A 9,632-nucleotide genomic window follows, 5' to 3' on the forward strand; every position below is an offset into this window, starting at 1 on the left:
CGATTAACCCTCGACGCGCAGCATGTAGTAAGCCTTGTTGATCATCCCGCGATTTTCGGGAGTATCCAGGACTTCTACAGTGTGACCGATGCGGCGCAGACCCAGACCCTTAACACACAGTTTGTGGTTAGGGAGACGGCCGGCGGTGCTTTTGATCAGCGTAACTTTAACGGTAGCCATGATCAGCGGATCTCCTCAACGCTCTTGCCGCGCTTGGCAGCAATGGACTCAGGAGATTGCATAGCCTTCAGACCCTTGAAAGTGGCGTGAACCACGTTTACAGGGTTGGTCGAGCCATAGCACTTGGCCAGGACGTTCTGAACGCCAGCAACTTCCAGGACGGCACGCATGGCGCCACCGGCGATGATACCGGTACCTTCGGAGGCAGGCTGCATGTACACCTTCGACGCGCCATGGGCGGACTTGGTGGCGTACTGCAGGGTGGTGCCGTTCAGGTCAACCTGAATCATGTTGCGACGAGCAGCTTCCATGGCTTTCTGGATCGCAGCAGGTACTTCGCGCGATTTGCCACGGCCGAAGCCGACACGACCTTTACCATCACCAACCACGGTCAACGCGGTGAAGGTGAAGATACGGCCGCCTTTTACGGTTTTGGCAACGCGGTTAACTTGAACCAGCTTCTCGATGTAGCCTTCGTCGCGCTTTTGATCGTTATTTGCCATAACTTAGAACTCCAGCCCGCCTTCACGAGCAGCATCAGCCAGCGCCTTGACGCGGCCGTGGTACTTGAAGCCGGAACGGTCAAAGGCAACTTGAGATACACCGGCGGCTTTCGCGCGCTCAGCTACCAGCTTGCCAACCTTAGTGGCCGCGTCGATGTTGCCGGTGGCGCCATCACGCAGTTCTTTGTCCAAAGTCGAGGCGCTGGCCAGGACTTTGCTGCCGTCGGCCGAAATGACCTGGGCATAGATGTGCTGCGAGGAGCGGAACACGCAGAGACGCACGACTTCGAGTTCGTGCATTTTCAGGCGTGCTTTGCGAGCGCGACGCAGTCGAGTAACTTTTTTGTCGGTCATTTGCTAGGCCCTACTTCTTCTTGGCTTCTTTACGACGGACGACTTCGTCCGCGTAACGCACACCCTTGCCTTTGTACGGCTCTGGTGGACGGAAGTCGCGGATTTCAGCGGCCACCTGACCTACCAGCTGCTTGTCGATACCCTTGATCAGGATATCGGTCTGGCTTGGGGTCTCAGCGGTGATACCAGCCGGCAGTTCGTAATCCACTGGATGCGAGAAGCCGAGCGCCAGGTTCAGCACGGTGCCTTTGGCTTGTGCTTTGTAACCAACACCGACCAGCTGGAGCTTACGCTCGAAGCCTTGGCTTACGCCTTGGACCATGTTGTTTACCAGGGCACGGGTAGTACCGGCCATAGCGCGGGTTTGTTGATCGCCATTGCGAGCAGCGAAACGCAGCTCACCGGCTTCTTCAATCACTTCTACAGACGAGTGAACGTTCAGTTCGAGAGTGCCCTTGGCACCCTTCACCGAAAGCTGCTGGCCGACGAATTTTACTTCGACACCGGCTGGCAGCTTAACGGGGTTCTTAGCGACGCGAGACATGCTTATCCCCCCTTAGAACACTGTGCAGAGAACTTCGCCGCCGACACCGGCAGCGCGCGCAGCACGATCAGTCATCACACCTTTATTGGTGGAGACGATAGACACGCCCAGACCGCCACGTACTTTCGGCAGTTCTTCGACGGACTTGTACTGACGCAGGCCTGGACGACTTACGCGCTTGACTTCCTCGATGACCGGACGGCCTTCGAAGTATTTCAGCTCGATGGAAAGCGATGGTTTTACTTCGCTGCTGACCTGATAGCCAGCGATGTAACCTTCGTCTTTCAGAACTTTGGCTACCGCAACCTTCAGAGTCGACGAAGGCATGCTTACGACGGACTTTTCAGCCATCTGGGCATTACGGATGCGAGTTAGCATGTCCGCTAACGGGTCCTGCATACTCATGGGCTAGACGCTCCTGATACAAGAAAAATTAGCCTCTCGGCTACTACAGTCGCCTGAGCGCGCAGGGTCAAAAAACCCGGGCTCAGGAGAGCCGGTCATTCTAGACAGATCCCAGAAACGAAACAAGCCCCAGAAGGGGCTTGTTTCGATGCAAAGTCACCGGTGGTCGGAAGATTGCTCCCCCGCCACCTGGACGCTGCCGGTACGTCTTACCAGCTGGCTTTAACCAGACCTGGAACGTCACCGCGCATTGCTGCTTCACGCAGCTTGTTACGGCCGAGGCCGAACTTGCGGTAAACGCCGTGTGGACGACCGGTGATGCGGCAGCGGTTACGCAGGCGCGAAGCGCTAGCGTCACGTGGCTGCTTCTGCAGAGCTACGACAGCGGCAAAACGCTCTTCTGGAGTTGCTTCCAGGTTAACGATGGTCGCTTTCAGCTCAGCACGCTTCTTGGCGTACTTGGCAACAGTGAGCTGACGCTTCAGCTCACGGTTTTTCATGCTCTTCTTGGCCATTTTCCTACTCCAATCAGTTGCGGAACGGGAATTTGAAAGCACGCAGCAGAGCGCGGCCTTCGTCATCGTTCTTGGCAGTGGTGGTCAGGGTAATGTCCAGACCGCGCAGAGCATCGATCTTGTCGTAGTCGATTTCCGGGAAAATGATCTGCTCTTTCACGCCCATGCTGTAGTTGCCGCGACCATCGAAGGACTTGGCATTCAGGCCGCGGAAGTCGCGAACCCGAGGCAGGGAGATCGCCAGCAGGCGGTCCAGGAATTCATACATACGATCACGGCGCAGAGTAACTTTAACGCCGATCGGCCAGCCCTCACGGACTTTGAAGCCCGCGATGGATTTCCGAGCGAAAGTCACAACGGCTTTCTGACCGGTGATCTTCTCCAGGTCAGCAACAGCGTGCTCGATGACTTTCTTGTCGCCGACAGCTTCGCCCAGACCCATGTTCAGGGTGATCTTGGTAACGCGCGGAACTTCCATCACGTTCGCCAGCTTAAGTTCTTCCTTAAGCTTCGGAGCAATTTCCTTCCGGTAAATCTCTTTCAGTCGTGCCATGGTCTTCTACCTAGCAGTGTTCAAGCATCAACCGCTTTTTGGGTCGACTTGAAGACACGAATTTTCTTGCCGTCTTCTACTTTGAAACCAACGCGGTCAGCCTTGTTGGTTTCGCCGTTGAAAATGGCGACGTTGGAAGCGTGCAGTGGCGCTTCTTTCTCGACGATACCGCCTTGTACGCCCGACATCGGGTTAGGCTTGGTATGACGCTTCACCAGGTTGATCCCACCAACGACCAGACGGTCGTCAGCGAGAACCTTGAGCACCTTACCGCGCTTACCTTTGTCTTTGCCGGCGATCACGATGATCTCGTCGTCACGACGAATCTTTTGCATGTCGGATCTCCTTACAGCACTTCTGGGGCGAGCGAGACGATCTTCATGAACTTCTCAGTACGAAGTTCACGGGTCACTGGCCCAAAGATACGGGTGCCGATCGGCTCTTGCTTGTTGTTCAGCAGAACAGCAGCATTGCCATCAAAGCGGATGATGGAGCCGTCAGCACGACGGACACCGTGGCGAGTGCGGACCACAACAGCAGTCATCACTTGGCCTTTCTTCACTTTACCGCGCGGAATTGCTTCCTTGACGGTTACCTTGATGATGTCACCGATGCCGGCGTAACGGCGGTGCGAACCGCCGAGAACCTTGATGCACATGACGCGACGAGCGCCGCTGTTATCGGCCACATCGAGCATGGATTGAGTCTGAATCATAAAATTTCTCCGACCCTTAGCCCTTAGACTTCAACAGCGCGTTCGAGAACTTCAACCAGTGCCCAAGCTTTGGTCTTGGCCAGCGGACGAGTCTCACGGATGGAGACCTTGTCGCCGATATGGCACTGATTGGTTTCGTCGTGCGCGTGCAGCTTAGTCGAACGCTTAACGTATTTACCGTAGATCGGGTGCTTTACGCGACGCTCGATCAGTACGGTGATGGTTTTGTCCATCTTGTCGCTGACGACACGGCCAGTCAGCGTACGGACGGTTTTTTCAGCTTCAGCCATGATTACTTACCTGCCTGCTGGTTGAGCACAGTTTTCACGCGAGCGATGTCACGCTTAACTTGCGAGAGCAGGTGCGACTGCCCCAACTGGCCAGTTGCTTTCTGCATACGCAGATTGAACTGGTCGCGCAGCAAGCCGAGCAGTTGCTCGTTCAGCTGCTGTGCTGATTTTTCACGAAGTTCATTCGCTTTCATCACATCACCGTCCGCTTAACAAAGGAGGTGGCGAGAGGCAGCTTTGCAGCCGCCAGGGCGAAAGCCTCACGCGCCAGCTCTTCAGAAACACCCTCGATCTCGTACAGGACTTTGCCTGGCTGGATCTGGGCAACCCAGTACTCCACGGAACCTTTACCTTTACCCATCCGCACTTCGAGAGGCTTCTTGGAAATCGGCTTGTCCGGGAACACACGGATCCAGATCTTACCGCCACGTTTTACGTGACGAGTCAGGGCACGACGTGCCGATTCGATCTGGCGAGCGGTGAGACGACCGCGAGCAACAGCTTTCAGAGCAAACTCGCCGAAGCTGACTTTGCTACCGCGCAGCGCCAGACCACGGTTGTGGCCAGTCATCTGCTTGCGGAATTTTGTACGCTTTGGTTGCAACATTTGGCGTACCCCTTACTTAGCAGCTTTTTTACGAGGCGCTGGTGCTTGTGGTTTCAGTTCTTCTTGGCGACCACCAATAACTTCGCCTTTGAAAATCCAAACCTTCACACCGATCACACCGTAAGTGGTGTGAGCTTCGTAAGTGGCATAGTCGATGTCAGCACGCAGGGTGTGCAGCGGCACACGACCTTCGCGATACCATTCAGTACGTGCGATTTCAGCACCACCGAGACGACCGCTCACCTGGATCTTGATGCCTTTGGCACCAATGCGCATGGCGTTCTGTACGGCGCGCTTCATGGCGCGACGGAACATCACACGACGCTCCAGCTGCTGAGCTACGCTCTGAGCTACCAGCATACCGTCGAGTTCCGGCTTGCGGATCTCTTCGATATTGATGTGCACAGGCACACCCATTTGCTTGGTCAGGTCCTGACGCAGTTTTTCAACATCTTCACCCTTCTTCCCGATAACGATACCTGGACGAGCGGTGTGGATGGTGATGCGTGCAGTTTGAGCCGGACGATGGATATCGATACGGCTAACGGACGCGCTTTTTAGTTTGTCTTGGAGGTACTCACGCACATTCAGATCTGCGAGCAAATAGTCCGCATAAGTCCGACCGTCTGCGTACCAGACGGAGGTGTGCTCCTTGACGATTCCCAGGCGAATGCCAGTGGGATGTACTTTCTGACCCATCTGATCGACTCCGTTACTTGTCCGCAACCTTGACAGTGATATGGCAAGACCGCTTGACGATGCGATCAGCGCGGCCTTTGGCACGCGGCATGATTCGCTTCAGCGAACGCCCTTCGTTGACGAAAACGGTGGAGACCTTCAGGTCATCAACGTCTGCGCCTTCGTTATGCTCGGCGTTGGCTACGGCCGACTCGAGGACTTTCTTCATGATTTCAGCGGCTTTTTTGCTGCTGAAAGCCAACAGGTTGAGCGCTTCGCCCACCTTCTTCCCGCGGATCTGGTCGGCGACCAAGCGGGCTTTCTGGGCGGAGATTCGAGCGCCCGACAACTTAGCGGCTACTTCCATTTCCTTACCCCTTAACGCTTGGCTTTCTTGTCAGCCACGTGCCCACGATAAGTGCGGGTACCGGCAAACTCGCCCAGTTTATGGCCGACCATGTCTTCGTTCACGAGAACTGGGACGTGTTGGCGACCGTTATGTACCGCGATGGTCAGACCGACCATTTGTGGCAGGATCATCGAACGGCGCGACCAGGTCTTAACTGGTTTGCGATCGTTCTTTTCCGCCGCCACTTCGATCTTCTTCAGTAGGTGAAGATCGATAAAAGGACCTTTTTTCAGAGAACGTGGCACTGTCGTATCCCTCTATTTACTTGCGACGACGGACGATCATGTTGTCGGTACGCTTATTACCACGAGTCTTCGCGCCCTTAGTCGGGAAGCCCCATGGCGATACCGGATGACGACCACCGGAGGTACGACCTTCACCACCACCATGTGGGTGGTCAACCGGGTTCATGGCAACACCACGAACGGTTGGGCGAACGCCACGCCAGCGTTTGGCACCGGCTTTGCCCAGCGAACGCAGGCTGTGCTCGGAGTTCGAGACTTCACCCAGAGTCGCACGGCATTCAGCCAGGACTTTACGCATCTCGCCGGAGCGCAGACGAACGGTCACGTAGACGCCTTCGCGAGCGATCAGCTGAGCCGAAGCACCAGCGGAACGAGCGATTTGTGCACCCTTGCCCGGCTTCAGTTCGATGCCGTGAATGGTGCTACCCACTGGAATGTTGCGCAGTTGCAGGGAGTTGCCTGGCTTGATTGGAGCCAGAGCACCTGCGATCAGCTGGTCGCCAGCACTCACGCCTTTAGGGGCGATGATGTAGCGGCGCTCGCCGTCTGCGTAGCAGAGCAGTGCGATGTGAGCAGTACGGTTTGGATCGTATTCGATACGCTCGACAGTGGCGACGATGCCATCTTTGTCATTGCGACGGAAATCGACCATACGGTAATGCTGCTTATGACCACCACCTACGTGACGAGTAGTGATGCGGCCATTGTTGTTACGACCACCAGACTTCGACTTCTTCTCGAGCAGCGGTGCGTGAGGAGCGCCTTTGTGCAGCTCCTTGTTGACCACCTTGACCACGAAACGGCGGCCAGGGGAAGTCGGTTTGCATTTAACGATTGCCATGATGCACCCCTTCCTTACTCAGCACTGCTGCTGAAATCGAGATCTTGGCCTGGCTGAAGGGAGACGATCGCCTTCTTCCAGTCATTGCGCTTGCCCAGACCACGTGCGGTACGCTTGGTTTTACCCAGAACGTTTACAGTCGACACGTTTTCGACTTTTACGCCGAACAGGCCTTCGACAGCTTTCTTGATTTCCAGCTTGGTTGCATCAGTAGCAACCTTGAATACGAACTGGCCTTTTTTCTCAGCCAGAACGGTAGCCTTCTCGGAAACGTGCGGGCCAAGGAGGACTTTAAATACGCGTTCCTGGTTCATCCCAGCAGCTCCTCGAATTTCTTCACGGCCGACACAGTGATCAACACTTTGTCGTATGCGATCAGACTGACCGGATCGGAACCCTGTACGTCACGTACGTCGACGTGCGGCAGGTTACGAGCAGCCAGGTACAGATTCTGATCAACAGAGTCAGAAACGATCAGTACATCGCTCAGACCCATGCCGTTCAGCTTGTTCAGCAGGTCTTTGGTTTTCGGCGCTTCAACAGCGAAGTCCTGAACCACGACCAGACGGTCGGTACGCACCAGCTCAGCGAGGATGGAACGCATTGCTGCGCGGTACATCTTCTTGTTGAGCTTCTGCGAGTGGTCTTGAGGACGAGCTGCAAAAGTGGTACCGCCGCCACGCCAGATTGGGCTACGGATGGTACCGGCACGAGCACGACCAGTACCTTTCTGACGCCATGGGCGCTTACCGCCACCAGCAACGTCGGAACGGGTTTTCTGCTGCTTGGTGCCCTGACGGCCGCCGGCCATGTAGGCCACGACTGCTTGGTGAACCAGCGTCTCGTTGAATTCGCCACCGAAAGTCAGTTCGGAAACTTCGATCGCTTGAGCGTCATTTACATTTAGTTGCATGTCAGCTTCCCCTTAACCGCGAGCCTTGGCAGCCGGACGCACAACCAGATCACCGCCAGTAGCGCCAGGAACGGCACCCTTGACCAGCAACAGATTGCGTTCAGCGTCGACGCGCACTACTTCCAGGGACTGAACGGTCACGCGCTCGGCGCCCATATGACCGGACATTTTCTTGCCCTTGAATACACGACCAGGAGTCTGGCACTGGCCGATAGAGCCCGGGACGCGGTGGGAAACGGAGTTACCGTGGGTGTTATCTTGACCGCGGAAATTCCAACGCTTGATGGTACCGGCGAAGCCTTTACCTTTCGACTGACCGGTAACATCTACCATTTGGCCAGCTGCGAAGATTTCTGCATTGATCAAGTCGCCAGCCTGGTAGTCGCCTTCTTCAAGACGGAACTCCCAGACACCGCGACCAGCGGCAACGTTCGCTTTAGCGAAGTGACCTGCTTGAGCAGCAGTCACGCGCGAAGCACGACGCTCGCCGACAGTGACTTGCACTGCGCGGTAGCCATCAGTTTCTTCGGTTTTGAACTGGGTGACGCGATTCGGCTCGATCTCAATGACCGTGACCGGAATGGAGACACCTTCTTCGGTGAAAATGCGGGTCATACCGCACTTACGACCGACTACACCAATAGTCATGTTGTAAACCTCATGAGTGTACGGGGCTTTCACCCGCTATGGCCGCCCATTTCAGAGCGTTACACGACTAAGACCCGAGTCTTAGCCGAGGCTGATCTGCACTTCCACACCTGCTGCAAGATCAAGCTTCATAAGAGCATCAACGGTTTTATCCGTTGGCTGGACGATGTCCAGAACGCGCTTATGAGTACGGATCTCGTACTGGTCACGCGCGTCTTTGTTGACGTGCGGGGAGACCAGAACGGTGAACCGCTCTTTGCGAGTAGGCAGTGGAATTGGACCACGCACTTGAGCACCAGTACGTTTCGCGGTTTCCACGATTTCCTGGGTGGATTGGTCGATCAGGCGATGGTCAAAAGCCTTCAACCTGATACGGATTTGCTGATTTTGCATTGGATTTCAGACTCCAGGCTGCTATTCCCACCGGGCGCACTACGCCCGTTAAAAGGAGGCGTGATTCTATAGACGCCCCTATTGGGTGTCAACCCAATAAAAAAAGCCCCCGCTGAGCGGGGGCTTTTTCAACCTATCGAGAATTACTCGATGATTTTGGCTACGACGCCAGCGCCGACGGTACGACCGCCTTCACGGATAGCGAAGCGCAGACCATCTTCCATTGCGATGGTTTTGATCAGAGTGACAGTCATCTGGATGTTGTCACCTGGCATTACCATTTCAACGCCTTCTGGCAGCTCGCAGTTACCGGTCACGTCAGTAGTACGGAAGTAGAACTGTGGACGGTAGCCTTTGAAGAACGGAGTATGACGGCCGCCTTCTTCCTTGCTCAGAACGTAAACTTCTGCGGTGAACTTGGTGTGCGGCTTAACCGAACCTGGCTTGACCAGAACCTGACCACGCTCAACGTCGTCACGCTTGGTGCCACGCAGCAGAACGCCGCAGTTCTCGCCAGCACGACCTTCGTCCAGCAGCTTGCGGAACATCTCAACACCGGTGCAGGTGGTGGTGGTGGTGTCACGCAGACCAACGATTTCCAGGGCGTCCTGAACGCGGACGATACCACGCTCGATACGACCGGTAACAACGGTACCACGACCCGAGATCGAGAATACGTCTTCGATTGGCATCAGGAACGGCTTGTCGATAGCACGCTCTGGCTCTGGGATGTAGCTGTCCAGAGTTTCAACCAGACGCTTGACAGCGGTGGTACCCATTTCGTTGTCGTCTTTGCCTTCCAGCGCCATACGAGCCGAACCGATGATGATCGGAGTGTC

Annotated in this window: 21 protein-coding genes; all 21 read right to left on the reverse strand. The window is 55.6% G+C overall.

Features of this window, described 5'->3' with window-relative positions:
* Positions 1 to 3 precede the first annotated feature (3 nt).
* Positions 4 to 180 (reverse strand): 50S ribosomal protein L30, encoded by a 177-nt coding sequence (gene rpmD / locus H621_RS0116515; protein ID WP_010220317.1) that lies wholly within the window; start codon positions 178 to 180, stop codon positions 4 to 6.
* Between the two features lie 2 nt (positions 181 to 182).
* Entirely contained in the window at positions 183 to 683 is a 501-nt protein-coding gene (rpsE, locus tag H621_RS0116520; RefSeq protein ID WP_010220316.1) for a 30S ribosomal protein S5, read from the reverse strand.
* Positions 684 to 686: 3 nt separating this feature from the next.
* Positions 687 to 1,037, reverse strand: a complete 351-nt coding sequence (gene rplR / locus H621_RS0116525) for a 50S ribosomal protein L18 (RefSeq protein WP_009397496.1) — start codon at positions 1,035 to 1,037, stop codon at positions 687 to 689.
* Between the two features lie 10 nt (positions 1,038 to 1,047).
* Positions 1,048 to 1,581 (reverse strand): 50S ribosomal protein L6, encoded by a 534-nt coding sequence (gene rplF, locus H621_RS0116530; RefSeq protein ID WP_028944479.1) that lies wholly within the window; start codon positions 1,579 to 1,581, stop codon positions 1,048 to 1,050.
* 12 nt (positions 1,582 to 1,593) lie between these two features.
* The gene (rpsH, locus tag H621_RS0116535) at positions 1,594 to 1,986 is read right to left on the reverse strand and encodes a 30S ribosomal protein S8 (protein WP_010220313.1); all 393 of its coding nucleotides are present in this window, start codon (positions 1,984 to 1,986) and stop codon (positions 1,594 to 1,596) included.
* 209 nt (positions 1,987 to 2,195) lie between these two features.
* The gene (gene rpsN, locus H621_RS0116540) at positions 2,196 to 2,501 is read right to left on the reverse strand and encodes a 30S ribosomal protein S14 (protein WP_010220312.1); all 306 of its coding nucleotides are present in this window, start codon (positions 2,499 to 2,501) and stop codon (positions 2,196 to 2,198) included.
* A 13-nt stretch (positions 2,502 to 2,514) separates the two neighbouring features.
* On the reverse strand, positions 2,515 to 3,054 hold the full coding sequence (rplE, locus tag H621_RS0116545) for a 50S ribosomal protein L5 (RefSeq protein ID WP_028944480.1): 540 nt from the start codon (positions 3,052 to 3,054) through the stop codon (positions 2,515 to 2,517).
* A gap of 20 nt (positions 3,055 to 3,074) precedes the next feature.
* Entirely contained in the window at positions 3,075 to 3,389 is a 315-nt protein-coding gene (gene rplX, locus H621_RS0116550; RefSeq protein ID WP_009397501.1) for a 50S ribosomal protein L24, read from the reverse strand.
* Between the two features lie 11 nt (positions 3,390 to 3,400).
* The gene (gene rplN, locus H621_RS0116555) at positions 3,401 to 3,769 is read right to left on the reverse strand and encodes a 50S ribosomal protein L14 (RefSeq protein ID WP_002555479.1); all 369 of its coding nucleotides are present in this window, start codon (positions 3,767 to 3,769) and stop codon (positions 3,401 to 3,403) included.
* A gap of 23 nt (positions 3,770 to 3,792) precedes the next feature.
* Entirely contained in the window at positions 3,793 to 4,059 is a 267-nt protein-coding gene (gene rpsQ / locus H621_RS0116560) for a 30S ribosomal protein S17 (RefSeq protein ID WP_028944481.1), read from the reverse strand.
* A gap of 2 nt (positions 4,060 to 4,061) precedes the next feature.
* A complete protein-coding gene (gene rpmC / locus H621_RS0116565) occupies positions 4,062 to 4,253 on the reverse strand; it encodes a 50S ribosomal protein L29 (RefSeq protein ID WP_002555481.1) in 192 nt (63 codons plus the stop codon).
* Complete coding sequence (gene rplP, locus H621_RS0116570) at positions 4,253 to 4,666, reverse strand: 50S ribosomal protein L16 (protein ID WP_003255479.1); 414 nt, start codon at positions 4,664 to 4,666, stop codon at positions 4,253 to 4,255. The genes rpmC and rplP overlap by 1 nt, the downstream gene beginning before the upstream one ends.
* Positions 4,667 to 4,678: 12 nt before the next feature.
* Complete coding sequence (gene rpsC / locus H621_RS0116575; protein ID WP_010220308.1) at positions 4,679 to 5,365, reverse strand: 30S ribosomal protein S3; 687 nt, start codon at positions 5,363 to 5,365, stop codon at positions 4,679 to 4,681.
* Positions 5,366 to 5,378: 13 nt separating this feature from the next.
* On the reverse strand, positions 5,379 to 5,711 hold the full coding sequence (gene rplV / locus H621_RS0116580) for a 50S ribosomal protein L22 (RefSeq protein ID WP_003103908.1): 333 nt from the start codon (positions 5,709 to 5,711) through the stop codon (positions 5,379 to 5,381).
* Positions 5,712 to 5,722: 11 nt separating this feature from the next.
* On the reverse strand, positions 5,723 to 5,998 hold the full coding sequence (gene rpsS, locus H621_RS0116585) for a 30S ribosomal protein S19 (RefSeq protein ID WP_002555486.1): 276 nt from the start codon (positions 5,996 to 5,998) through the stop codon (positions 5,723 to 5,725).
* Positions 5,999 to 6,014: 16 nt separating this feature from the next.
* Entirely contained in the window at positions 6,015 to 6,839 is an 825-nt protein-coding gene (rplB, locus tag H621_RS0116590; protein WP_028944482.1) for a 50S ribosomal protein L2, read from the reverse strand.
* 14 nt (positions 6,840 to 6,853) lie between these two features.
* Positions 6,854 to 7,153, reverse strand: a complete 300-nt coding sequence (rplW, locus tag H621_RS0116595) for a 50S ribosomal protein L23 (RefSeq protein ID WP_010220306.1) — start codon at positions 7,151 to 7,153, stop codon at positions 6,854 to 6,856.
* Positions 7,150 to 7,752, reverse strand: coding sequence for a 50S ribosomal protein L4 (rplD, locus tag H621_RS0116600; RefSeq protein WP_028944483.1), 603 nt, complete (start codon positions 7,750 to 7,752; stop codon positions 7,150 to 7,152). The genes rplW and rplD overlap by 4 nt, the downstream gene beginning before the upstream one ends.
* A 12-nt stretch (positions 7,753 to 7,764) precedes the next feature.
* Positions 7,765 to 8,400 (reverse strand): 50S ribosomal protein L3, encoded by a 636-nt coding sequence (gene rplC, locus H621_RS0116605; RefSeq protein ID WP_028944484.1) that lies wholly within the window; start codon positions 8,398 to 8,400, stop codon positions 7,765 to 7,767.
* Positions 8,401 to 8,481: 81 nt separating this feature from the next.
* Entirely contained in the window at positions 8,482 to 8,793 is a 312-nt protein-coding gene (gene rpsJ, locus H621_RS0116610) for a 30S ribosomal protein S10 (RefSeq protein ID WP_003186070.1), read from the reverse strand.
* Positions 8,794 to 8,936: 143 nt separating this feature from the next.
* A partial coding sequence (locus tag H621_RS0116615; protein ID WP_028944485.1) for an EF-Tu C-terminal domain-related protein occupies positions 8,937 to 9,632 on the reverse strand: 696 nt, incomplete at its 5' end.

Source organism: Pseudomonas vranovensis DSM 16006, from assembly GCF_000425805.1.
Taxonomy (GTDB): Bacteria; Pseudomonadota; Gammaproteobacteria; order Pseudomonadales; family Pseudomonadaceae; genus Aquipseudomonas; species Aquipseudomonas vranovensis.

Excerpts from the sequence above, each read along its gene's own strand:
- rpsN (WP_010220312.1), bottom strand. The coding sequence starts at position 2,501 with ATGGCCAAGAAGAGCATGAAAAACCGTGAGCTGAAGCGTCAGCTCACT.
- rpmC (WP_002555481.1), bottom strand. The coding sequence starts at position 4,253 with ATGAAAGCGAATGAACTTCGTGAAAAATCAGCACAGCAGCTGAACGAG.
- rplW (WP_010220306.1), bottom strand. The coding sequence starts at position 7,153 with ATGAACCAGGAACGCGTATTTAAAGTCCTCCTTGGCCCGCACGTTTCC.
- rplF (WP_028944479.1), bottom strand. The coding sequence starts at position 1,581 with ATGTCTCGCGTCGCTAAGAACCCCGTTAAGCTGCCAGCCGGTGTCGAA.
- rplR (WP_009397496.1), bottom strand. The coding sequence starts at position 1,037 with ATGACCGACAAAAAAGTTACTCGACTGCGTCGCGCTCGCAAAGCACGC.
- rplN (WP_002555479.1), bottom strand. The coding sequence starts at position 3,769 with ATGATTCAGACTCAATCCATGCTCGATGTGGCCGATAACAGCGGCGCT.
- rplC (WP_028944484.1), bottom strand. The coding sequence starts at position 8,400 with ATGACTATTGGTGTAGTCGGTCGTAAGTGCGGTATGACCCGCATTTTC.
- rplV (WP_003103908.1), bottom strand. The coding sequence starts at position 5,711 with ATGGAAGTAGCCGCTAAGTTGTCGGGCGCTCGAATCTCCGCCCAGAAA.
- rpsQ (WP_028944481.1), bottom strand. The coding sequence starts at position 4,059 with ATGGCTGAAGCTGAAAAAACCGTCCGTACGCTGACTGGCCGTGTCGTC.
- rplB (WP_028944482.1), bottom strand. The coding sequence starts at position 6,839 with ATGGCAATCGTTAAATGCAAACCGACTTCCCCTGGCCGCCGTTTCGTG.
- rpsC (WP_010220308.1), bottom strand. The coding sequence starts at position 5,365 with ATGGGTCAGAAAGTACATCCCACTGGCATTCGCCTGGGAATCGTCAAG.
- rpsH (WP_010220313.1), bottom strand. The coding sequence starts at position 1,986 with ATGAGTATGCAGGACCCGTTAGCGGACATGCTAACTCGCATCCGTAAT.
- rpsJ (WP_003186070.1), bottom strand. The coding sequence starts at position 8,793 with ATGCAAAATCAGCAAATCCGTATCAGGTTGAAGGCTTTTGACCATCGC.
- rpmD (WP_010220317.1), bottom strand. The coding sequence starts at position 180 with ATGGCTACCGTTAAAGTTACGCTGATCAAAAGCACCGCCGGCCGTCTC.
- rplE (WP_028944480.1), bottom strand. The coding sequence starts at position 3,054 with ATGGCACGACTGAAAGAGATTTACCGGAAGGAAATTGCTCCGAAGCTT.
- rplP (WP_003255479.1), bottom strand. The coding sequence starts at position 4,666 with ATGTTGCAACCAAAGCGTACAAAATTCCGCAAGCAGATGACTGGCCAC.
- rpsE (WP_010220316.1), bottom strand. The coding sequence starts at position 683 with ATGGCAAATAACGATCAAAAGCGCGACGAAGGCTACATCGAGAAGCTG.
- rplX (WP_009397501.1), bottom strand. The coding sequence starts at position 3,389 with ATGCAAAAGATTCGTCGTGACGACGAGATCATCGTGATCGCCGGCAAA.
- rplD (WP_028944483.1), bottom strand. The coding sequence starts at position 7,752 with ATGCAACTAAATGTAAATGACGCTCAAGCGATCGAAGTTTCCGAACTG.